At 70.7% G+C, this 20844-nt stretch carries 19 protein-coding genes and 1 tRNA gene; 8 read left to right on the top strand and 12 right to left on the bottom strand.

The window, feature by feature from the left end:
• Window positions 1-201: 201 nt before the first annotated feature.
• A complete protein-coding gene (locus tag ACFYWS_RS30580; RefSeq protein WP_389281800.1) occupies window positions 202-645 on the bottom strand; it encodes a GNAT family N-acetyltransferase in 444 nt (147 codons plus the stop codon).
• 300 nt (window positions 646-945) lie between these two features.
• Here ACFYWS_RS30580 and ACFYWS_RS30575 point away from each other — a divergent pair, with 300 nt between their 5' ends.
• Complete coding sequence (locus ACFYWS_RS30575; RefSeq protein ID WP_389281798.1) at window positions 946-1695, top strand: LuxR C-terminal-related transcriptional regulator; 750 nt, start codon at window positions 946-948, stop codon at window positions 1693-1695.
• A gap of 11 nt (window positions 1696-1706) precedes the next feature.
• Here the strand turns inward: ACFYWS_RS30575 and tamR are convergent, their stop codons facing one another.
• Window positions 1707-2204, bottom strand: coding sequence for a MarR family transcriptional regulator TamR (tamR, locus tag ACFYWS_RS30570; protein ID WP_389281796.1), 498 nt, complete (start codon window positions 2202-2204; stop codon window positions 1707-1709).
• A gap of 87 nt (window positions 2205-2291) precedes the next feature.
• Here tamR and ACFYWS_RS30565 point away from each other — a divergent pair, with 87 nt between their 5' ends.
• Both ACFYWS_RS30565 and ACFYWS_RS30560 read left to right on the top strand, forming a co-directional pair.
• Window positions 2292-3086, top strand: a complete 795-nt coding sequence (locus ACFYWS_RS30565; RefSeq protein ID WP_389281794.1) for a trans-aconitate 2-methyltransferase — start codon at window positions 2292-2294, stop codon at window positions 3084-3086.
• A complete protein-coding gene (locus ACFYWS_RS30560; RefSeq protein ID WP_389281792.1) occupies window positions 3083-3457 on the top strand; it encodes a VOC family protein in 375 nt (124 codons plus the stop codon). Before ACFYWS_RS30565 ends, ACFYWS_RS30560 begins: the two co-directional genes overlap by 4 nt.
• Before the next feature lie 47 nt (window positions 3458-3504).
• Here ACFYWS_RS30560 and ACFYWS_RS30555 read toward each other — a convergent pair whose 3' ends face one another.
• Window positions 3505-4191 carry a TetR family transcriptional regulator gene (locus ACFYWS_RS30555; RefSeq protein ID WP_389281790.1) on the bottom strand — a complete coding sequence of 229 codons (687 nt, stop codon included), beginning with the start codon at window positions 4189-4191 and terminating at the stop codon, window positions 3505-3507.
• A complete protein-coding gene (locus ACFYWS_RS30550; RefSeq protein ID WP_389281789.1) occupies window positions 4188-5177 on the bottom strand; it encodes an acyl-CoA desaturase in 990 nt (329 codons plus the stop codon). The genes ACFYWS_RS30555 and ACFYWS_RS30550 overlap by 4 nt, the downstream gene beginning before the upstream one ends.
• Window positions 5178-5449: 272 nt before the next feature.
• Between ACFYWS_RS30550 and ppc the strand changes: the two genes are divergently transcribed.
• Window positions 5450-8200 (top strand): phosphoenolpyruvate carboxylase, encoded by a 2751-nt coding sequence (gene ppc, locus ACFYWS_RS30545; RefSeq protein WP_389281788.1) that lies wholly within the window; start codon window positions 5450-5452, stop codon window positions 8198-8200.
• Between the two features lies 1 nt (window position 8201).
• On the opposite strand, the gene ACFYWS_RS30540 is transcribed toward ppc, so the two are convergent.
• The 6 genes from ACFYWS_RS30540 to ACFYWS_RS30515 all read right to left on the bottom strand — a co-directional run bounded on the left by ACFYWS_RS30540 (window position 8202) and on the right by ACFYWS_RS30515 (window position 12958).
• Window positions 8202-8657, bottom strand: a complete 456-nt coding sequence (locus ACFYWS_RS30540) for a hypothetical protein (protein WP_389281787.1) — start codon at window positions 8655-8657, stop codon at window positions 8202-8204.
• A gap of 75 nt (window positions 8658-8732) precedes the next feature.
• Complete coding sequence (pth, locus tag ACFYWS_RS30535; protein ID WP_389281785.1) at window positions 8733-9332, bottom strand: aminoacyl-tRNA hydrolase; 600 nt, start codon at window positions 9330-9332, stop codon at window positions 8733-8735.
• Window positions 9333-9428: 96 nt separating this feature from the next.
• Window positions 9429-10022 carry a 50S ribosomal protein L25/general stress protein Ctc gene (locus ACFYWS_RS30530; RefSeq protein WP_389281783.1) on the bottom strand — a complete coding sequence of 198 codons (594 nt, stop codon included), beginning with the start codon at window positions 10020-10022 and terminating at the stop codon, window positions 9429-9431.
• 178 nt (window positions 10023-10200) lie between these two features.
• Window positions 10201-11178: a ribose-phosphate diphosphokinase gene (locus tag ACFYWS_RS30525; RefSeq protein ID WP_326021526.1), complete on the bottom strand. Its 978-nt coding sequence runs from the start codon at window positions 11176-11178 to the stop codon at window positions 10201-10203.
• Between the two features lie 130 nt (window positions 11179-11308).
• Window positions 11309-12766, bottom strand: coding sequence for a bifunctional UDP-N-acetylglucosamine diphosphorylase/glucosamine-1-phosphate N-acetyltransferase GlmU (gene glmU / locus ACFYWS_RS30520; RefSeq protein WP_389281781.1), 1458 nt, complete (start codon window positions 12764-12766; stop codon window positions 11309-11311).
• Between the two features lie 120 nt (window positions 12767-12886).
• Window positions 12887-12958, bottom strand: a tRNA-Gln gene (locus tag ACFYWS_RS30515).
• A gap of 210 nt (window positions 12959-13168) precedes the next feature.
• Here ACFYWS_RS30515 and ACFYWS_RS30510 point away from each other — a divergent pair.
• Window positions 13169-14485, top strand: a complete 1317-nt coding sequence (locus ACFYWS_RS30510; protein WP_389281779.1) for a sensor histidine kinase — start codon at window positions 13169-13171, stop codon at window positions 14483-14485.
• 36 nt (window positions 14486-14521) lie between these two features.
• On the opposite strand, the gene ACFYWS_RS30505 is transcribed toward ACFYWS_RS30510, so the two are convergent.
• Together ACFYWS_RS30505 and ACFYWS_RS30500 are read right to left on the bottom strand one after the other, a co-directional pair.
• Window positions 14522-15031, bottom strand: coding sequence for an SUKH-3 domain-containing protein (locus ACFYWS_RS30505; RefSeq protein ID WP_389281778.1), 510 nt, complete (start codon window positions 15029-15031; stop codon window positions 14522-14524).
• The gene (locus ACFYWS_RS30500; RefSeq protein WP_389281777.1) at window positions 15031-15594 is read right to left on the bottom strand and encodes a YwqJ-related putative deaminase; all 564 of its coding nucleotides are present in this window, start codon (window positions 15592-15594) and stop codon (window positions 15031-15033) included. Before ACFYWS_RS30500 ends, ACFYWS_RS30505 begins: the two co-directional genes overlap by 1 nt.
• Window positions 15595-15893: 299 nt before the next feature.
• On the opposite strand from ACFYWS_RS30500, the gene ACFYWS_RS30495 reads away from it, so the two are divergent.
• The 3 genes from ACFYWS_RS30495 to ACFYWS_RS30485 all read left to right on the top strand — a co-directional run bounded on the left by ACFYWS_RS30495 (window position 15894) and on the right by ACFYWS_RS30485 (window position 20724).
• Window positions 15894-16886, top strand: a complete 993-nt coding sequence (locus ACFYWS_RS30495; RefSeq protein WP_389281775.1) for an SMI1/KNR4 family protein — start codon at window positions 15894-15896, stop codon at window positions 16884-16886.
• A 7-nt stretch (window positions 16887-16893) separates the two neighbouring features.
• A complete protein-coding gene (locus tag ACFYWS_RS30490; RefSeq protein ID WP_389281773.1) occupies window positions 16894-19644 on the top strand; it encodes an SUKH-4 family immunity protein in 2751 nt (916 codons plus the stop codon).
• 81 nt (window positions 19645-19725) lie between these two features.
• Complete coding sequence (locus ACFYWS_RS30485; RefSeq protein ID WP_389281771.1) at window positions 19726-20724, top strand: LCP family protein; 999 nt, start codon at window positions 19726-19728, stop codon at window positions 20722-20724.
• The last annotated feature ends 120 nt before the right edge of the window (window positions 20725-20844 follow it).

The following is a 20844-nucleotide window of genomic DNA, read 5'->3' as shown; positions in this document are numbered from 1 at the left end:
CGTGGTCTCGGTGGGTGTTTTGGCGTGGCTGTTCAGGCCAGCCGCTTCGTCAGCGTGAACTCCTTGATTCCGGGCGGGTAGTCGGGGATCACGGACACGACCTCGTACCCCTGCAACCGATAGAAGCCCGGGGCCTGGCTGTGTTTTATGGTGCGCTCCGCGCACGGGCCCAGGTCTCGGTGGGTGTTTTGGCGTGGCTGTTCAGGCCAGCCGCTTCGTCAGCGTGAACTCCTTGATTCCGGGCGGGTAGTCGGGGATCACGGACACCACCTCGTACCCCTGCAACCGATAGAAACCCGGGGCCTGGAAGTCCCAGGTCTCCACGCGGGCGGCGCGGCACTCGTGCTCCTCGTGCGCGATGCGCTCCGCCTCCGCGAGGAGGCGGGAGCCGAGGCCCGCGCCGCGGTGCGGCTCGGCGACCCAGAGCATGTCCACGTGCAGCCAGAACGCCCACGTGTACGCGTCGAGCCCCGCCACCAGCGCGCCGTCCTCGTCCAACATCCATACCTGGAGCGGGACATGCTGGTCGGCGGGGGTGCCGCGCAGCTCGCCGAGGACCGGTGACGCCGCCGCGTTGGCCTCCCTCAGCAGCGACCGGAGCAGAAGGGAGCGTTCCTTGTCGACTTCTGTCTCGATGCGAAACATGCGCATCACCATAAACGCGCAGGACAGTCGCCGCGGTGCCAACCGCCCACCAGTTCTGCGAATTGACTTCCCCTCAGGGCCTTCGCCTCTAGTCTGAGGACAGCACCGGTGGGGGCCGGTGCCGATCAGGGGGCGAGACAGCCGGGTACGACGCCCGGAGCGGGGGTAGCAGTTCGGCACACGGCGGCGGCCGTGCGGCTTCGGCGACCCGCACTCCGGGCGCCGTACCTGCGTTGATCCGTTCCCCGACGATGGGGTATCCCCTGCTCCGTACCGGAGCTCGGGGAAGGGGGTAATCACGTGGTACGCATTCGGGTCCTCGTAGTCGACGACCATCGCATCTTCGCCGAGTCACTCGCCGCGGCGCTCGCCGCCGAGACCGATGTCGACGTGTCGGCCGCGGGGAGCGGCCCCGCCGCTCTGCGCTGCCTCGACCGGGCGGTCGCGGAGGGCCGCCGATTCGATGTGCTGCTGATCGACGCGGACCTGGGCGCGGCATCGCTCCAGGGCATGCGCGCGCCGACAGCGGTGCCCGACAGTGCCGCGCAGGACGGCCTCGTCGACGGTATCTCCCTGGTGGCGGGCGTCCGTTCGGCGCAGCCCGCCGTCCGTTCGGTGGTGCTCGCCGAGCGGGACGATCCGCGCCGTGCGGCGCTCGCGCTCCAGGCGGGGGCGTCCGGCTGGGTCGCCAAGGACTGCTCCCTGTCGCGCCTGTTGACCGTCATACGGGGCGTGCTGCGGGAGGAGACGCATCTGCCGCCGGCGCTGCTCACGGGCGTCCTGCGGGAGTTGACCGCGGCCCGCAAGCACCGCACCGAGTCCGAGCGGCTCGTCGAGTCCCTGACGCCACGGGAGCGCGAGGTGCTGCGCTGCATGGTGGCGGGCCTCGGCCGCAAGGCGGTGGCGGAGCGGCTGTTCCTGTCGCCGCACACGGTGCGTACGCACATGCAGAACGTGCTGGGCAAACTCGGCGTCCACTCGACGCTTGCGGCGGTCGCCCTAGCCCGAAGGGCGGGCGTGGGCCCGGTCGACCTGGAAGCGGCCAGCTGAGCCCCGCGCGGCTAGCCGGGAATGTTGTCGAACGGCGCCGTCAACTGCCGCAGCAGCGACGCCAATTCGGCCCGGTCCCCTCGGGAGAGCTCCGCCAGGATCGCCCGCTCCTGATCAAGCAGCCCGGCCAGGGCCTGGTCGGCGCGGTCGCGGCCCTCGTCCGTGAGGCGGACCAGGACGCCGCGGCGGTCGCTGGGATCCGGCAGGCGCTCGACGAGCCCCTTCTTGGCGAGACGGTCGATACGGTTGGTCATCGTGCCGGACGTCACCAGGGTCTGCGTGAGCAGCTGACCGGGAGAGAGCTGATACGGGGTGCCCGCGCGGCGCAGTGCCGTCAGGACGTCGAACTCCCACGGCTCCAGGTTGTGCTCGGAGAAGGCCAGGCGGCGGGCCCTGTCGAGATGGCGCGCGAGCCTGCTGACCCGACTGAGCACCTCAAGGGGCTCCACGTCGAGGTCGGGGCGCTCTCGGCGCCACGCTGAGACCAGACGGTCGACCTCGTCCTCCATGACGATCAGTGTAGGGGGTGTGTCGACATGAAGTCTCTTGAGGTCGACTATCTTGACATCGAGATATCTGCGGAAGACGCTTACGACATGACACCTGCACCCACCTGGGACCCCCAGCAGTACCTCCGGCACGCGGGTCATCGCGGCCGCCCCTTCGTCGACCTGCTCGCCCGCGTCCCCGCCCTCCCGGGGGAACCCGCCCGCATCGCCGACCTCGGCTGCGGCCCCGGCAACGTCACGACGCTGCTCGCCGAACGCTGGCCCACCGCCCGCATCACCGGCTACGACAACTCGCCACAGATGCTGGAGCAGGCCGCCGCCCACGCCACCGACCGCCTCGACTTCACGTACGCGGACGCCGCCGACTGGGCGCCCACGGAGACGTACGACCTGCTGCTGTCGAACGCGACGCTGCAATGGGTCCCCGACCACGCCGACGCCTTCCCCCGGTGGATCGACGCGGTGGCCCCCGGCGGCACGTTCGCCTTCCAGGTGCCCGGCAACTTCGACGCGCCCAGCCACGTCCTGATGCGGGAACTGACGGAATCGGCCCACTGGAAGGACCGCTTGGCGGGAGTGCTGCGCCACGGGGACGCGGTGCTCACGCCCGCGGCCTACCTGGAACGGCTCGCCGGCCTCGGCTGCGAGGTCGACGCCTGGGAGACGACGTACACGCATCTCCTCCAGGGCCCCGACCCGGTGCTCGACTGGGTCAAGGGCACCGGCCTGCGCCCGGTCCTGACGGCGCTCGCGGACGACCCGGAGGCGCGGGACGCGTTCGTCACCGAGTACCGCGATCTGCTCCGCGAGGCGTACCCGGCGACGGAGCACGGCACGGTGCTGCCGTTCCGGCGGATCTTCGTGGTGGCGACCCGCTCATGACCCTGGTCGGCGTGGACCACGTGCAGCTCGCGGCGCCGCCGGGCAGCGAGGAGGTCCTGCGGTCGTTCTACGTCGACGACCTCGGCATGACCGAAACGCCCAAGCCACCGGCGCTCGCGGCGCGGGGCGGGTGCTGGTTCGAGGCGGGGGCGGTGCGGCTGCACCTGGGCATCGACCGGGACTTCCGCCCCGCGAAAAAGGCACACCCAGGACTTCTGGTACGCGACATCGAGGCGTACGCGCGGAGACTGACGGAGCGCGGCGTGGCGGTCGAATGGGACGACCTGCTGCCGGGCCGCCGCCGCTTCTACTGCCAGGACCCTGTGGGCAACCGGCTGGAGATGGTCTCTTCAAGCCCCGCCGGCGATTGAGGCGCGGGGCCCGGGGCAGAGCCCCGAGACGTCGACCCCGGTGCCGCTCAACTCTTCCGGTGCCCTATCAGCCTCGGCTTCGGCTCGATCCCGTCGAGCCCGTGCCACGCCAGATTCACCAGATGCGCGGCGACCTCCGCCTTCTTCGGCTTGCGGGCGTCCAGCCACCACTGCCCCGTGAGCGCGACCATGCCGACCAGCGCCTGCGCGTACAGCGGCGCCAGCTTCTGGTCGAAGCCCCGGTTCTTGAACTCGCGGCCGAGGATGTCCTCGACCTGCGTCGCGATGTCGGAGATCAGCGACGCGAAGGAGCCCGTGGACTGCGGGATGGGGGAGTCCCGGACCAGGATGCGGAAGCCGTCCGTGTACTCCTCGATGTAGTCGAGAAGCGCGAACGCCGCCTGTTCCAGGAGTTCGCGCGGGTGGCCCGCCGTCAGCGAACCGGTGACCATGCCGAGGAGCTGGCGCATCTCCCGGTCGACGACGACCGCGTACAGGCCCTCCTTGCCACCGAAGTGCTCGTACACCACCGGCTTGGAGACCCCGGCCTTCGCCGCGATCTCCTCCACCGACGTGGCCTCGAAGCCCTTGGCGGCGAACAGTGTGCGACCCACATCGAGCAGCTGCTGGCGTCGCTCCGCTCCCGTCATACGGGTGCGGCGCGCACGCCGCGGTTTGTTGTCGGGCCGGTCGTTGCTCGGGGTGCTTGAGTCGGTCGCCACGCTGTCCATCATGCCGGGTCGACGCCCTCGCTCTTGCGGCGGGAGGCGATGCGCTCCTTCGACGGCCAGCGCACGTCGTACGCCCAGCCCAGCTGCTCGAACCAGCGGATGAGACGGGCCGAGGAATCGATCTGGCCGCGCTCCACCCCGTGCCGCGCCGACGTCGGGTCCGCGTGGTGCAGGTTGTGCCAGGACTCGCCGCAGGACAGCACGGCCAGCCACCACACGTTGCCGGAGCGGTCACGGGACTTGAAGGGGCGCTTGCCTACCGCGTGACAGATCGAGTTGATCGACCACGTCACGTGGTGAAGCAGCGCCACCCGGACGAGCGAGCCCCAGAAGAAGGCCGTGAACGCGCCCCACCACGACATCGTGACCAGACCGCCGATCAGGGCGGGGAGGAAGAGCGACAGCGCCGCCCACGCGATGAACTGGCGGGAGATCGCGCGGATCGCCGGGTCCTTGACCAGATCCGGCGCGAACTTCTCCTGCGAGGTCTGCTCCTCGTCGAACATCCAGGCCATGTGCGCCCACCACAGGCCCTTCAGCAGGGCCGGGACCGTCTCCCCGTACCGCCACGGCGAGTGCGGGTCGCCGTCGGCGTCGGAGAACTTGTGGTGCTTGCGGTGGTCGGCGACCCAGCGCACGACCGGGCCCTCCACCGCGAGCGAGCCCATGACCGCCAGCGCGATCCGCAGCGGACGCTTCGCCTTGAAGGAGCCGTGCGTGAAGTACCGGTGGAAGCCGATCGTGATGCCGTGGCAGCCGACGAAGTAGAAGAGGACGAGCAGCCCCAGGTCGAGCCAGCTCACTCCCCAGCCCCAGACCAGCGGCACCGCCGCGAGCACGGCGAGGAACGGGACGATGATGAACACGAGCAGTGTGAGCTGCTCCACTGAACGCTTCTTTTCGCCGCCGAGCGTCGCGGAACGCGAGGTGGCGGGCGGTCCGGGCGCCGGACCGGGGGCGTCTTCGATCACATCGGTACTGGTTGCCATGTGAGTCCCCTGGAAGTCGAGGGTTGAGACGGGCTGAGACGGGTCAGGAGATCCACTGGGATCCGCGGACAGCTTTCCTACGGTTCCGTAACCTACGGCACCGTAACTATGTCTGCGTGCAGCCGGACGGCAAGAGGCCCCAGCCTCTCCGCCGGCGGTGGCACATATCCTTGGAATCGGTCGGACAGCGCGGTCCGCTCTGAATCTCCACCCCGGGTCTAGTACCCGGTTCCGGGGATCCTCCCTCCTGACTACTGCAAGGAGCCGCACCTGTGAGCAGTGCCGACGAACAGACCGCTGCGACGACCACCAGCCCCGAGCTGCGCGCCGACATCCGTCGGCTCGGTGACCTGCTGGGCGAGACCCTGGTCCGCCAGGAGGGCCCGGAGCTGCTGGAACTGGTCGAGAAGGTCCGCCGCCTGACCCGCGAGGACGGCGAGGCCGCCGCCGAGCTGTTGCGCGGCACCGAGCTGGACACCGCGGCCAAGCTGGTCCGCGCCTTTTCCACGTACTTCCACCTGGCCAACGTGACGGAGCAGGTGCACCGTGGCCGCGAACTGCGCGCCATGCGGGCCGCCGAGGGCGGACTGCTCGCCCGCACCGCGGACCGGCTCAAGGACGCCGACCCGGACCACCTGCGCGACACGGTCAAGCACCTGAACGTACGACCCGTCTTCACGGCCCACCCGACGGAGGCCGCCCGGCGCAGCGTCCTCGGCAAGCTGCGCCGCGTCGCCGAGCTCCTGGAGACCCCGGTCCTGGAGACCGACCGCCGCCGCTACGACACCCGCCTCGCCGAGAACATCGACCTCGTGTGGCAGACCGACGAGCTGCGCGTCGTCCGCCCCGAGGTCACGGACGAGTCGCGCAACGCGATCTACTACCTGGACGAGCTGCACGCCGGCGCCGTCGGAGACGTCCTGGAGGACCTCACCGCCGAGCTGGAGCGCGTCGGCGTCACCATCCCCGAGACGACCCGGCCGCTCACCTTCGGCACCTGGATCGGCGGCGACCGCGACGGCAACCCGAACGTGACCCCGCAGGTCACCTGGGACGTCCTGATCCTCCAGCACGAGCACGGCATCAACGACGCCGTCGACCTGGTCGACGAACTGCGCGGCTTCCTGTCGAACTCCATCCGCTACACGGGCGCCACCGAGGAGCTGCTCACCTCGCTCCAGTGCGACCTGGAGCGCCTCCCGGAGATCAGCCCCCGCTACAAGCGGCTCAACGCGGAGGAGCCCTACCGGCTCAAGGCCACCGCGATCCGGCAGAAGCTGGAGAACACCAAGACGCGGCTCGCCAGGAACACGCCGCACGAGGAGGGCCGCGACTACCTCGGCACCGCCGAGCTGATCCACGACCTGGCCCTCATCCAGACCTCGCTGCGCGAGCACCGCGGCGGACTGTTCGCCGAAGGCCGCATGAACCGTACGATCCGGACCTTGTCCGCCTTCGGTCTGCAGCTCGCCACGATGGACGTACGCGAGCACGCCGACGCGCACCACCACGCGCTCGGCCAGCTCTTCGACCGGCTCGGCGAGGAGTCCTGGCGCTACGCCGACATGCCGCGCGAGTACCGCGGCAAGCTGCTCGCCAAGGAGCTGCGCTCGCGCCGTCCGCTGGCGCCGACCCCGGCCCCGCTGGACGCCGCCGGAGAGAAGACCCTCGGCGTCTTCCACACCATCACCAGAGCCCTCGACGTGTTCGGGCCCGAGGTCATCGAGTCGTACATCATCTCGATGTGCCAGGGCGCCGACGACGTGTTCGCCGCGACCGTCCTCGCGCGCGAGGCGGGCCTCATCGACCTGCACGCGGGCTGGGCCAAGATCGGCATCGTGCCGCTCCTGGAGACGACGGACGAGCTGAAGGCCGCCGACACGATCCTGGAGGACATGCTCTCCGACCCGTCCTACCGGCGCCTCGTCGCGCTCAACGGGGACGTGCAGGAGGTCATGCTCGGCTACTCCGACTCCTCGAAGTTCGGCGGCATCACCACGTCGCAGTGGGAGATCCACCGCGCCCAGCGCCGGCTGCGCGACGTCGCGCACCGCTACGGCGTGCGCCTGCGCCTCTTCCACGGCCGCGGCGGCACCGTCGGCCGCGGCGGCGGCCCCTCGCACGACGCGATCCTCGCCCAGCCCTGGGGAACCCTGGAGGGCGAGATCAAGGTGACCGAGCAGGGCGAGGTCATCTCCGACAAGTACCTGGTGCCGTCGCTGGCCCGCGAGAACCTGGAACTGACCGTCGCGGCCACGCTGCAGGCCTCCGCCCTGCACACGGCGCCGCGCCAGTCCGACGAGGCCCTCGCCCGCTGGGACGCCGCGATGGACGTCGTCTCCGACGCCGCGCACAACGCCTACCGGGGGCTCGTCGAGGACCCCGACCTGCCGTCGTACTTCCTCGCGTCGACGCCCGTCGACCAGCTCGCCGACCTGCACCTCGGCTCCCGGCCCTCCCGCCGCCCCGGCTCCGACGCCTCGCTCGACGGCCTGCGGGCCATCCCGTGGGTGTTCGGCTGGACCCAGTCCCGGCAGATCGTGCCCGGCTGGTTCGGCGTCGGCTCCGGCCTCAAGGCGCTGCGCGAGGCAGGACCACGAGGACATGGCGCCACCGTGCTCGACGAGATGCACGAGCAGTGGCACTTCTTCCGCAACTTCATCTCCAACGTCGAGATGACCCTCGCCAAGACGGACCTGCGGATCGCCCGCCACTACGTCGACACGCTCGTGCCCGACAACCTCAAGCACGTCTTCGACGCCATCGTGACCGAGCACGAGCTGACCGTCGCCGAGGTGCTGCGCATCACCGGAGGAAGCGAACTCCTCGACGCGCAGCCCGTGTTGAAGCAGACGTTCGCGATCCGCGACGCCTACCTCGACCCGATCTCGTACCTCCAGGTCGCCCTGCTCAAGCGCCAGCGCGACGCGGCGGCAGCGGACGAGACCCCGGACCCGACGCTCGGCCGGGCCCTGCTCCTCACCGTCAACGGAGTGGCCGCGGGCCTGCGCAACACCGGCTGACCTAGAGGTTCAGAGCGGCGAAGGCCGCCGACAGCAGCGCGATTCCGGCGCCTCCCGTGACCCACGTGAGGCGCCGGTCGCGTACCCCGCCCGCCAGCACCACCGACGCGAGCAACAGCGCGCCGCCCAGCGGCACCCACGCGGACAGAAAGCCGGCGGTGCCCGCGCGGACCGCCGACGTCGAACTCGGCTTGAGGACCACCGGGAGGCGCGCGCCCTTCTTCTCCCCGATCGAGCGGTCGATCGTCACGCTCGCATGCCGTACGGCGGTGGGGGAGGCGGGCGAGAACGGGCCGGCGCAGGTCTCGCCCGCGCACCGGCTCACCGTCATCGTGCCGCGCTCACGGCCCGCCGGGAACATCACGTGCTGCGCCGCACCCCACGAGGCCCACACGCCGGCGATCAGCAACAACGCGGCGACCGCGGCCGCCGCGACTTGACGGGCAACAGGCAACATGGCCGGGATCCTTGGCCATGACCCTGCATACGGTCAACTCCCGGCCGGAACCCGCCCCCGACAAGTCCGTACAGGTCAGGAGTTGTACGTCGACTGGGCCCGCTCCAGGCCCTCGATCACCAGCGCCTCCGCGGCGTCGGCGGCCCGGTCCACGAAGTAGTCGAGCTCCTTGCGCTCGGCCGACGAGAAGTCCTTGAGCACGAAGTCCGCGACCTGCATCCGACCCGGCGGACGACCGATCCCGAACCGCACCCGGTGGTAGTCGGAGCCCAGCGACTTCGTGATCGACTTCAGGCCGTTGTGCCCGTTGTCTCCACCGCCCAGCTTCAGACGCAGCACGCCGTGATCGATGTCCAGCTCGTCGTGGATCGCCACGATGTGCTCCGTCGGCACCTTGTAGAAATCGCACAGCGCCGTCACGGGACCACCCGAGACGTTCATGAACGACATCGGCTTCGCGAGGATCACCCGGCGGTTCAGCGGGCCGGGCGGACCGATCCGCCCCTCGACGACCTGCGCCTGCCCCTTGGTCGCCCGCTTGAACTTGGCGCCCATCCGCCGCGCCAGCAGATCGGCGACCATGAAGCCGACGTTGTGCCGGTTCATCGCGTACTCGGGACCAGGGTTGCCCAGCCCGGCGATCAGCCAGGGAGCGTTCTCGTCGGACATGCACATTCCTTAGGTGTACGTCGGGCACGTCGGGTGCGTCGATACAGCGATACGGGGTGGTGGGCCGCGCCCACCACCCCGTACAGGTCAGACCCTGAAGGCTCAGGCCTCCGCGGCGGCCTCGTCGCCCGCGGCCTCGGCCGGGGCCTCCTCCGCCTGCGCGGCCAGGACCTGGAGCACGACGGCGTCCTCGTCGGTGGCCAGCGTGGTGCCCTTGGGCAGCTTGATGTCCTTGGCGTGGACCGAGGCACCGGCCTCGAGGCCCTCGATGGAGACGGTGACCGACTCGGGGATGTGCGTGGCCTCGGTCTCGACCGACAGCGTGTTCAGCACGTGCTCGAGCAGGTTGCCACCCGGGGCCAGCTCGCCCTCGGTGTGGACCGGGAGCTCGACGGTGACCGTCTCGCCGCGCTTCACCTGGAGCAGGTCGACGTGGACCAGGAAGCTCGTGATCGCGTCACGCTGCACGGACTTCGGGATGACCAGCTCGTTGGACTTGCCGTCGATGTCCAGGTTGATCAGGACGTTCGGCGTACGCAGGGCCAGCATCAGGGCGTGCGAGTCGAGCGTGATGTGCAGCGGCTCGTTGCCGTGGCCGTAGACGACACCGGGAACCTTCTCGACCATGCGCAGACGGCGGGAGGCACCCTTGCCGAACTCGGTGCGGGTCTCGACGGAAAGCTTGACCTCGGACATGCTCTTCAACTCCTCGTAGAACTAGGGAAATCCCCAAAAAGGGACTGGTCACCCGGCCACGAACGGCCTGCTACGAAGAGCGCGTCGATAACGGACCGCCGTACAAAAAAGTACGGCCTCCCTCGCCGAGCAACTTCAGCAGTCTACTCGGCGGGGGAGGCCGCACCCAAATGGATCTTTACGCTTCGCCCTCGAAGAGGCTGGTCACCGACCCGTCCTCGAAGACCTCGCGCACCGCGGAGGCGATCGTCGGGGCGATCGACAGCACCGTGATCTTGTCGAGCTCCAGCTCACCCGGCGTCGGCAGCGTGTCCGTGAAGACGAACTCGCTCACCTTCGAGTTCTTCAGACGGTCCGCGGCGGGGCCGGACAGCACACCGTGCGTCGCCGTCACGATGACATCCTCGGCGCCGTGCGCGAACAGGGCGTCGGCGGCGGCGCAGATCGTGCCACCGGTGTCGATCATGTCGTCGACGAGCACACAGACGCGGCCCTTCACGTCACCGACGACCTCGTGCACGGTCACCTGGTTGGCGACGTCCTTGTCACGGCGCTTGTGCACGATCGCCAGCGGCGCGCCAAGACGGTCGCACCAGCGGTCGGCCACGCGCACGCGGCCGGCGTCGGGGGAGACCACGGTCAGCTTGGACCGGTCCACCTTCGCGCCCACGTAGTCCGCCAGGATCGGCAGCGCGAACAGGTGGTCCACCGGGCCGTCGAAGAAGCCCTGGATCTGGTCCGTGTGCAGGTCGACCGTGAGGATGCGGTGCGCACCCGCGGTCTTCATCAGATCCGCGATCAGGCGCGCCGAGATCGGTTCACGTCCGCGGTGCTTCTTGTCCTGCCGCGCGTAACCGTAGAACGGCACGATGACAGTGATGGAGCGGGCCGACGCGCGCTTCAGCGCGTCGATCATGATCAACTGCTCCATGATCCACTTGTTGATCGGAGCCGTGTGGCTCTGGATCAGGAAGCAGTCGGCGCCGCGCGCGGACTCCTGGTAGCGGACGTAGATCTCGCCGTTGGCGAAATCGAAAGCCTTGGTCGGGACGATCCCGGCACCGAGCTGGTGCGCGATCTCCTCGGCAAGTTCGGGGTGGGCGCGGCCGGAGAAGAACATCATCTTCTTCTCGCCCTGCGTCTTAAGCCCGGTCACAGCACTAGTCTCCTCAGACGAGTTCGTCCGCCGCAGCTGCCCGCGCGTCCCATTAGCAGCGAGCCAGGCGAATCGTGAGCACCTATCACGGTACGCCGTGTCGGGCGCACCTGTTTCCGGTCAGACCCCGTCAGTCTGCGGTTTCCGCATTCCGGGAGGCCGCCTCCGCCGCCTTGGCGGCCGTGCTCCCCGGCCGCTTCCGGGCCACCCAACCCTCGATATTCCTTTGCTGGCCCCGCGCCACGGCCAGTGAACCGGCCGGCACATCCTTCGTGATCACGGACCCCGCGGCGGTGTACGCACCGTCCCCGATGGTGACAGGAGCCACAAACATGTTGTCCGAACCCGTCTTGCAGTGGGACCCCACGGTGGAGTGGTGCTTGCTCTCCCCGTCGTAGTTCACAAAGACACTAGCGGCACCGATGTTGGTGAAATCACCGATCGTCGCGTCCCCCACGTACGACAGGTGCGGCACCTTCGTACCCTCACCGATCGACGAGTTCTTCGCCTCGACGAACGTCCCGATCTTCGACTTCAGACCCAGCCGCGTACCGGGCCGCAGATACGCGAACGGACCGACGGACGCCTCAGGACCCACCTCAGAGCTGTACGCGACCGTGTTGTCGACCCGGGCCCCCGCACCCACGCGCGTATCCGTGAGGCGGGAGTTGGGGCCGACCACGGAGCCCTCGGCGAGGTGCGTGGCACCGTGCAGCTGCGTGCCCGGCAGGACCGTCGCGTCACGCTCGAACGTCACCGTGACATCGACGAAGGTGCTCGCCGGGTCGACGACCGTGACACCGGCCAGCATCGCCCGCTCAAGCAGCCGCTCATTGAGGGTGCGGTGGGCCTCGGCCAGCTGCACACGGTTGTTGATACCCGCGATCTCGCGGTGGTCGAGCGCGACGGAGGCACCGACCCGATGACCCGCCGCGCGCAGGATCCCGAGCACATCGGTGAGGTACTCCTCACCCTGACTGTTGTCCGTCCGCACCTGCTTCAGCGCCTCGACGAGCAGCCGCCCGTCGAACGCGAACACACCCGAATTGATCTCGCCGATCGCACGCTGCGCCTCGCTCGCGTCCTTGTGCTCGACGATCGCGGTGACGGCGCCCGAGACGTCGTCACGGACGATCCGGCCGTAGCCGGTGGCGTCGGGGACCTCGGCGGTCAGCACGGTCACGGCGTTGCCGTCGGCGGCGTGGGTGGCGGACAGGGCCTGGAGCGTCCCGCCGGTGAGCAGCGGGGTGTCGCCGCAGACCACGACGACGGTGCCCTCCAGGCCGTTGTCGTGGTTGAGGCCCTCGAGCCCCATCCGCACGGCGTGCCCCGTGCCGTTCTGCTCCGCCTGCACGGCGGTGCGGGCCTCGGCGTCGACCGCGTTCACATGCGCGGCGACCTTCTCCCGCTCGTGGCCGACGACCACGACGAGCTGCTGCGGGTTCAACTCACGGGAGGCGGCGAGCACATGACCGACGAGCGACCGGCCGCAGAGCTCGTGCAGGACTTTCGGCGTGGCCGACTTCATACGGGTGCCCTCACCCGCTGCGAGTACGACGACGGCTGCCGGGGTGTTGGCGCTGCTCACGGGTGGGCCCTTCGGCGTCGGATGCGTTGTGGGGTGGACATCCGCAGGATACCGGGGCGTTTTGGGCCGGGCATGGGCGCGGGGCCCGACCGGTTCGGTCGGGCCCCGCAACGTGTACAGCTCCCCCGCCAGGACTTGAACCCGGACAGATGGCACCAAAAGCCACAGTGCTGCCAATTACACCACGGGGGAACGTGTCGACCTAAACCGGACATTACGTCAGGTCGTCGATCGGCCCCCAACACTATGCCGTACCAAGAGCCTTCGGCGCGACGGTACAGGTCGGCTCCTTGCGGGACCCGTACCGGCGAGTTTCGCTTCTTTTCGATTGCGGGGTGTGGTGTAGGCCAGTACGCGAAACTCGCCGGAAATCGGGCACCCGGCGCCCGTACTCTGGAGGGCATGACCACGACGGGGGAAGTTCACCGAGCCGCGGCCGGGGGGCCGTGGTGGTGGGCGCGGCGCAGGGCCGCCGCGCTGGATGTGGTGCTGGCGGTGGCGTCCGCGGTGGAGTGTGCCGTGGAGGGGGTGCCGTTCGCGCACAAGGCCGGGTTGCCGGTCTGGGTGGGTGTTCTGTTCGGGGTGCTGACCGGGTCCACGCTGGTGCTGCGGCGGCGGTGGCCGATCGCCGTGGTGCTGGTCTCGGTGGCGGTGACGCCGGCCCAGATGGGCGTGCTCATGACGATCCTCGGGCTGTACTCGCTGGCGGCCTCCGAGGTGCCGCGGCGGATCATCGGGGCGCTCGCGGGCATGTCGTTCCTGGGCACGTTGATCGTGTCGGTGGTGCGGGTGCAGCAGGATTCGGCGGCGCACGCGGACACGTTCCAGGTGGCCAACTGGGTCGTGCCGTTCCTCGCGATCACCACGGCGCTCGGGGTGACGGCTCCGCCGTTGCTGCTCGGCCTCTACGTGGGGGCGCGGCGCCGGCTCATGGACTCGCTGCAGGAGCGGAACGAGTCGCTGGAGCGGGAGCTGGGGCTGCTCGCGGAGCGGGCCGAGGAGCGGGCCGAGTGGGCGCGCGGCGAGGAGCGGACGCGGATCGCGCGCGAGATGCACGACGTGGTGGCGCACCGGGTGTCGTTGATGGTGGTGCACGCGGCGGCGTTGCAGGCGGTTGCGCGCAAGGACCCCGAGAAGGCGGTGAAGAACGCGGCGCTGGTCGGGGACATGGGGCGGCAGGCGCTCACCGAGCTGCGGGAGATGTTGGGGGTGCTGCGGGCCGGGGAGCCGGTGCCGCGGCGGGCGGACCGGTTGCCGTTGGAAGCGGTGGGGGTGGCCGCCGCGGCGGCGGCCTCGCGGGCCGAGGCGGAGGCGGAGGTCGGGCCGTGGCTGACGGAGCTGGAGGATCTGGTCGGGCAGTCGCGGGCGGCCGGGATGGTGGTGGAGGTGTCCGTGGAGGGGGAGTCGCGGGGGTACGCGGCGGTGGTGGAGCAGACGGCGTACCGGGTCGTTCAGGAGGCGCTGACGAACGTGCACAAGCACGCGGCGGGCGCGAAGACGTACGTCCGGCTGGCGCATCGGGGCGCGGAGGTGGCGATGCAGGTGGAGAACGAGCCGCCGCCGGAACCGGGCGCTGCCGCGTCGGCCGGGCTGCCTTCCGGGGGGAACGGTCTGGTGGGCATGAAGGAGCGCGTGGCCGGCCTCGGCGGAGTCTTCGTCTCGGGCCCGACGGACGCGGGCGGCTTCCGGGTGTCGGCGGTGCTGCCGGCGGCGTCGTAGGGCCCTCTGGGCAGAGACCGGCCGGGGAGCCGCCGGTTACGCCCCCGGTCCTCCCGGAGGGGAGAGCCTGGGCGGTTGGAGGCCTGTGATGAGGGTGGAGAGGGCTTCGTCCATGTCGGGGCCCAGGTACCAGTCGCCGCTGTGGTCGAGGGCGTAGACGCGGCCCTCCGTGTCGACCGCCAGCAACGCCTCCGTGCCCGACTCCGCCCCCAGCGGCGCGAGTTCCGTGTCCAGGGCGCGGCCGAGGTCGCCGAGGGTACGGGCCGCGTGGAGGCCGTGGAGGGGGTCCAGGTGCGGCTGGGCGGGGGCGATGTTCCGGCCGGGGCCGGTAGGCGTGAGGTGGAGGCCGCCGAACTCCGCCCAGGCCTCGACCGCCGCAGGGAAGACCGAGTGGCGGTGGCCGGCGGGGGAGACGTGGGTGCGCAGCGCGTCCGCCCAGAATTCCGCCTGCTTGATGTCCCAGCGGCCCGGCTGCCACCCGGCGACGCGCAACGTGGCGTCGACGAGGTCGGAGAAGCGGGCGTCCTGGGAGGTGGGGTGGGGCATCAGTGCGCGGCCTCGTTGTCGTCGTGCGGGGTGCTGTCCGTTTCGGGGGCCACGACGTGAACGCCGAAGTGGGCGGTCAGCGCCGTACAGGCGCGGCAGGGGCGGGCGAATCCGCCGTGCAGCGGGTCCCCGTCCTCGCGGATGCGCCGGGTGGTGAGTTTGGACTGCTTGAGGGCCTTGCGGGCCTCTCCGATGGTCATGGGTCTGCGGCGGGCCCGCTTCGACTTCTCCGTGCGCTCGCTGTCGCTCGCCGTGAGGTGCCGGGAGACGAGGATGGCCTCGGCGCAGCGCCCGGTGAAGCGGTCGCGCTGCGCGCTGGTCAGCGTATCCAGGAAGTCCTGGACCAACGGGTGCAGGGCCGGGGCCTTTTCGCCGCGGGCCGCGGTCGCGGTGAGGGTGCTGCCGCGGACGGAGAGGGCGGCGGCGACGGTGGGGAGTATGCCGTCCCGGCGCACGCGAAGGGTGGGGACGGCGCCGTCGTCGGTGGCGCTCCAGCCGACGCGCGGGTCGTCGCCTGGCTGCTCGTCCGCGGGTGCAGTTTCCTCTGCGGTACCGCTGCGCATCTGTTGTTTCCCCTCCTGCAGTTCCCCACTGCAATCCCCCTGGTTGCCTGCACAGACTGCCAAACGGGCCCGCGGGTGGGGAAGCCGGACCCCGATGTCGGCGCTGTCACGCCCGATCGTCACGTGGTGGTGATGCTCGGGTGACTGCTGGTCATGGAACCGGAGGCCCGGTGACCGGTGTCGCACAACCGCATAGGCTGTCGTTTGATTCGTACGGATCAGGAGCAGGTCCGCAGCAGAGCCGGGACAAGCCCGGGACAGATCCGCAACCGTCACCAGCGCCGCAGGGGGCAACAGCCATGACGACAGGTCGGCTCGGGCAGCAGGCCGCGCCGCCGAACGCGGCTTATGCCGGGCAGGTCGTGCACTTCCCGGACCCGGTCCGTGCCGCCCGTCATCCGCGCGGAGTTCGCGTGGATGATGACGGTTTCCCGGATTTCGCCCCGTATGCCCGTGCCGTGGCGCAGATCGCGGATCCGCCGCAGGGCTTCGGTGTCGACGAGTTGCGGCTGACGGACTACGTGTCGGCGAACGCGGCGCTCGCCGCGTCCGGGCACGAACTGTGGGACATGATCCCGCCGGTGGCGACGCCGCACGGCTGGACGTGGCACCACGCGCGCGCCTCGCGGCGGCTCGAACTGGTTCCGGTCGAGGTGAAGGCCCTGCTGCGGCATCACGGTGGTCTGGCGACGGCGGCGGTGGACCAGCACAAGCGTGGCACGCGGCCGTTGCAGGACACGCGGCCCGTGCACTTCGGTCTGCCGAAGTCCGGGGTCGCGGTGTCGGAGAGCCAAGTGCTGTCCGCGGAGGAGGACTTGGGGTGCCGGCTACCGGGGGCGTACCGCTCGTTCCTGAAGGCGGGCGGCGGTTGCGCGCCTGTCGGGACGGGTCTGGACGCCGAGTTGGGCCTCCTGGTCGACCAGCCGTTCTTCACGGTGCGCGACGAGGCGGCCGTGAACGACCTCGTGTATGTGAACAAGTGTCTGCGCGATCACCTGACGAAGGACTATCTGGGTGTCGCGTTCGTGCAGGGCGGGTTGCTCGCCGTGAAGGTGCGGGGTGACGCGGTCGGTTCCGTGTGGTTCTGCGCGTACGACGACGCGCGGGACAGCGGTGAGACGGCGGCGCTGCCGGTGGCCGAGCGGGTGGAGCGGCTGTTGTTGCCCTGTGGTGAGGACTTCGACGGGTTTCTGTCCCGACTCGCGGGCAGTCCGCCGGAGTTGGAGACGGTGGCGAATCTGATGGTGGACGGTGGCTTCGCGCAGGCCGTCCCGGTCGCCGGTGGGGAGTGAGCTTGCGATGGTGACGTTCGCGCAGGCGCAGGAGCGCGCCGAGGAATGGATCAACGGGGACGTGCCCGTGTCCGCGCACCGTGAGGTGCGGGTGCGGGAGTTCGAGCTGGGCTTCGTCGTGTGGGCGGAGGACCGGGAGACCGGTCCGGTGTCCGACGGCGGGCGGCAGCGCCTCGTGATCGCGCGGGACAGCGGGGACGCCTCGCTGTGGCCCTCGCTGCCGGTGGGCGAGGTGATCCGGCGGTACGAGGAGGAGTACGGGCTGCCGGACGCGCCGGCCGAGCGGGTGGCGGCGAGGCCGCCGGAGCGGGTGGACCTGAATCAGACGTCGTTCCTGCTGACTCCTCCGGAGTGGTTGCAGGAGGCGGCGGACAAGCAGGTCGACGAGACGCCCGAGGACGCGGTCCCGGCGTCGGTCCACGCCGAGCCGCAGGACGCCGTGCCTCCGCTTCCGGTCGATGCGACGCCGTGGGCCGGTACGGACACGAACGGGGTGGGTGACGAGGAGGACCGTTCGGTTCCGCTGCCGGACACGGTGTTCTCGCCGCCGCTCGCCGAGGATGCGCCGCCGCCCGGTGTCACGCCGGAAGCGCAGACGGCCCGCATCGTGGGCGGCAGCCAGTTGCCGCCGACGGCGGTGTCCCCGGCTCTGGACCCCGCCGAACCGCAGGCACCGTCGTACGGCTTCCCGCAGGGCCCGATCCCACCGCCCCCGCCGCCGCCTCCGTCGGACACGCCTGTCTCCTACGCCCACCCGCAGCCCGCGCCCGACGCGGGCCCCCAGCCCCCGCCTACTCCTTCGTACGGCTTCCCGCAGTCGGGGTCCGATGCGGCTGCCCAGTCTCCGTCGGCCGCGCCTGCTTCCTCGTACGGCTTCCCGCAGTCGGCGTCTGACGCGGGCTCCCAGTCTCCGTCGGCCGCGCCTGCTCCTTCGTACGGCTTCCCGCAGTCGGCGTCTGACGCGGGCTCCCAGTCTCCGTCGGCCGCGCCTGCTTCCTCGTACGGCTTCCCGCAGTCGGCGTCTGACGCGGGCTCCCAGTCTCCGTCGGCCGCGCCTGCTCCTTCGTACGGCTTCCCGCAGTCGGCGTCTGACGCGGGCTCCCAGCCCCCGTCGGCTCCGCCCGCTCCTTCGTACGGGTTCCCGCAGGGGGCGCCCGGCGTTGGTGCCCAGCCGTCCGCGGAGCGTCCAGGTGCGGCCGGGGCCTCGTTCCCGCCGCCCGTTCCGGGGACCGCGGTTCCCGGGCCGCCGCCTCCGGGGGCTTCGTACGGATACCCGCAGGGCGCCGCCGGTGACATCGCGAACGCCGCGACCAGCAAGGCGGAGCCGCCGCGGGGTGGTGGCGCGCAGACTCCGCCGCCGGGACCGCCCGGTGTTCCGGCGGGCGGCCACGTTCCTCCGCAGATGCCGTCCTCGCCCGGCCAGGACGGCCCGCCGCCACCGCCCGGCGCCCCTGGCGAGGGCGTGCACCACGCGGCGACGATGCTCTCGGGTCCGCCTCCGGGCGTCCCGGGCCCGCCCCCGCCTCCTGGTGCTCCGGGCGCGGGCGTGCACCATGCCGCGACGGTGCTCTCGGGCTCCGACCCGTCGTCGCCGCCTCCGCCCCCCGGCGCTCCCGGCGAGGGCGTGCACCACGCCGCGACGATGCTCTCCGGCCCCGGCGCGACGCCGCCCGGTCCGCCTCCGCCTCCGGGCGCTCCCGGTCAGCAGATTCCCGGCCCGCCCCCGGCGGCGTACGGGTATCCGCAGCCTCAGCAACCTCAGCAGCCCGCCCAGCCGGCGGGGCAGCCGACCGTGGGGCCCGGGTATCAGGCCGTGCTGCGGTACCGCGCGCCCGACGGGTCCGAGCAGCAGCTCATCCGGCGGTCCGCGCCGGGGACGCCGCACCCGGAGTGGCAGATCTTCCACGAGCTGCGCGGCATGAACGTGCCGCCGGACCAGGTCCTCGAACTCCACACGGAGCTGGAGTCCTGCTCGCTGCCCGGCGCGTACTGCTCGCGCATGATCAAGGAGCAGTGGCCGCAGGCGCGGATCACGTCGATCGCGCCGTACGGCACCGATCACGCGAGCCGTCAGCAGGGCATGCGGCAGCTCCTCGCGCACCAGGGCGAGCTGCACCAGGTCGCCGACGGCCCGGCGCGCCCGGCCCCCGTGCGCGCCCCGCTGCACCCCGCGCACCCCACACCCCCGGCCGCGCCGGAGGCGATCGCGCAGGAGCTGGCCGCGGCGTTCGGCCCCGGTGTGTTCCGGTTCGACCAGCGGGCCGTGTCGCGGCAGGGCGTCCCGGACACCGTGGCGCACACGCTCGTCGTCGCGGGTCTTCCGTCCGACTTCGGGCCGTTCTTCTGGGCGCAGGCGCAGCCGGGCCGCCCCGTGCCGACGCTCGCCGAGCTGGCGCAGGAGCGTGGCGTGCAGGCGGCGTCGGACGCGGGCTCGTACCTCGTGATGGGCAGCGACTTCGGCAAGGCGCTGTGCGTGCAGTACGGGACGGCGAACATCGTGGCCGTGCCGGTGGAGGCGGGGCCCGACGCGGCCCCGGCTCCACCGCAGTTCGTGAACAGCGGGCTGCCGGAGTTCGCCCGCTCCATCGCTCTGCTCGGCCGGATGTGGCGGCTGCGCTTCGGGCTCAACCAGGAGCAGGCGGGCCGCTGGACCGTCGACTTCCAGGCGGAGCTCAGCGCGATCGACTCCGCGGCGCTCGGCTCGCCCGAGACCTGGTGGTCGGTGCTGCTTGAGCAGATGTGGGACGGCCTGCTGTAGGCAGCTGTGTACGCCTCCGCTCATGGGCTCTGAGGGGGCGCTCGACCTGCGCGACGGGTCGGGCGCCCCGATCATGCGCACATGGCAGGTGAGTGGAGTGAGCCGACGACGATGCGGACGGCGCGGCCGCGGCGGCGCTGGCCCAAGCGGGTCGCGCTGACCCTGCTCGTCGTCCTCGTGGTGCTCGTCGCGTACGGCATCGGCCTGTACTTCTGGGCGGATTCGCGGCTTCAGACGACGGACGCGTTCAGCGACTACGAAGGCCGTCCGGCCGCGGGCGCGGGCACGAACTGGCTGCTGGTCGGTTCGGACTCGCGGGAGAACCTGACGCCCGAACAGCGCAAGGATCTGCACGTCGGCAACGACGCGGGCGACCGCACGGACACGATCATGGTGCTGCACTACGGGGACAACGGCCCGTATCTCGTCTCGATCCCGCGCGACTCGTACGTCTCGATCCCGGGCTACGGCAAGAACAAGATCAACTACGCGTACTCGGTGGGCGGCGCGAGGCTGCTCACGCAGACCGTGGAGCAGTCGACGGGGCTGCGTATGGACCACTACGCGGAGGTCAGCTTCCTGGGCCTCGTCGATGTCGTCGACTCGCTCGGCGGGGTCGAGATCTGTGTGGCCGACGGAGGTCTGCACGACGAGAAGTCGGGCGCCGACTTCGACGCGGGCTGCCAGACGATGAACGGCACGCAGGCACTGCAGTTCGCGCGTGCCCGCTACTCCGATCCGACCGGCGACCTGGGCCGGGTCAAGCGGCAGCAGCAGCTGGTGGACGCGATCGCAGCCAAGGCGCTCAGCCCGGGGGTGCTGGTGCCGCCGTGGAACCTGATCCCGTTCATGAGCGCCTCGCTCGACGCGCTGGTCGTCGACCAGGACACCGGGGTCCCCGCGCTGGCCACCATGGGTGTGAAGATGTCCGACCCGGCCGCGACGACGACCGTCCCTGTGGGGAGTGAGCCCAATGTTTCGGGGGCCGGGGACGTGGTGATGTGGAACGAGAGCGAGGCCGATCAGCTCTTCACCGCGCTGCGAGAGGACAAGGCGATTCCGACTTTCGGCGGCAATTGACGCATCCTGGACCGAGTGGGTCGACCTGGGTGTCACGTGTGTCGGAATGTGGCCGCCTCCGGTTGTTCCATCAAGATGTGCGCCAATCGCGCAAAATGTCGTAGATCGAGCGTGCCGGTG

Origin of the sequence: Streptomyces sp. NPDC002795, from assembly GCF_042888725.1 — a bacterium.
Taxonomy (GTDB): domain Bacteria; phylum Actinomycetota; class Actinomycetes; order Streptomycetales; family Streptomycetaceae; genus Streptomyces.
The sequence above is the reverse complement of the archived record's forward strand: the minus strand, read 5'-3'. Positions and strand labels throughout refer to the sequence as shown.

Coding starts and splice junctions, on each gene's coding strand:
- ACFYWS_RS30505 (WP_389281778.1), bottom strand. CDS start 15,031: ATGCCCCACCCCACCTCCCAGGACGCCCGCTTCTCCGACCTCGTCGAC.
- ACFYWS_RS30490 (WP_389281773.1), top strand. CDS start 16,894: ATGGTGACGTTCGCGCAGGCGCAGGAGCGCGCCGAGGAATGGATCAAC.
- ACFYWS_RS30550 (WP_389281789.1), bottom strand. CDS start 5,177: ATGGCAACCAGTACCGATGTGATCGAAGACGCCCCCGGTCCGGCGCCC.
- ACFYWS_RS30495 (WP_389281775.1), top strand. CDS start 15,894: ATGACGACAGGTCGGCTCGGGCAGCAGGCCGCGCCGCCGAACGCGGCT.
- ACFYWS_RS30530 (WP_389281783.1), bottom strand. CDS start 10,022: ATGTCCGAGGTCAAGCTTTCCGTCGAGACCCGCACCGAGTTCGGCAAG.
- ACFYWS_RS30510 (WP_389281779.1), top strand. CDS start 13,169: ATGACCACGACGGGGGAAGTTCACCGAGCCGCGGCCGGGGGGCCGTGG.
- ACFYWS_RS30500 (WP_389281777.1), bottom strand. CDS start 15,594: ATGCGCAGCGGTACCGCAGAGGAAACTGCACCCGCGGACGAGCAGCCA.
- ACFYWS_RS30565 (WP_389281794.1), top strand. CDS start 2,292: ATGACACCTGCACCCACCTGGGACCCCCAGCAGTACCTCCGGCACGCG.
- ACFYWS_RS30580 (WP_389281800.1), bottom strand. CDS start 645: ATGTTTCGCATCGAGACAGAAGTCGACAAGGAACGCTCCCTTCTGCTC.
- tamR (WP_389281796.1), bottom strand. CDS start 2,204: ATGGAGGACGAGGTCGACCGTCTGGTCTCAGCGTGGCGCCGAGAGCGC.
- ACFYWS_RS30555 (WP_389281790.1), bottom strand. CDS start 4,191: ATGATGGACAGCGTGGCGACCGACTCAAGCACCCCGAGCAACGACCGG.
- ACFYWS_RS30540 (WP_389281787.1), bottom strand. CDS start 8,657: ATGTTGCCTGTTGCCCGTCAAGTCGCGGCGGCCGCGGTCGCCGCGTTG.
- pth (WP_389281785.1), bottom strand. CDS start 9,332: ATGTGCATGTCCGACGAGAACGCTCCCTGGCTGATCGCCGGGCTGGGC.
- ACFYWS_RS30560 (WP_389281792.1), top strand. CDS start 3,083: ATGACCCTGGTCGGCGTGGACCACGTGCAGCTCGCGGCGCCGCCGGGC.
- ACFYWS_RS30485 (WP_389281771.1), top strand. CDS start 19,726: ATGGCAGGTGAGTGGAGTGAGCCGACGACGATGCGGACGGCGCGGCCG.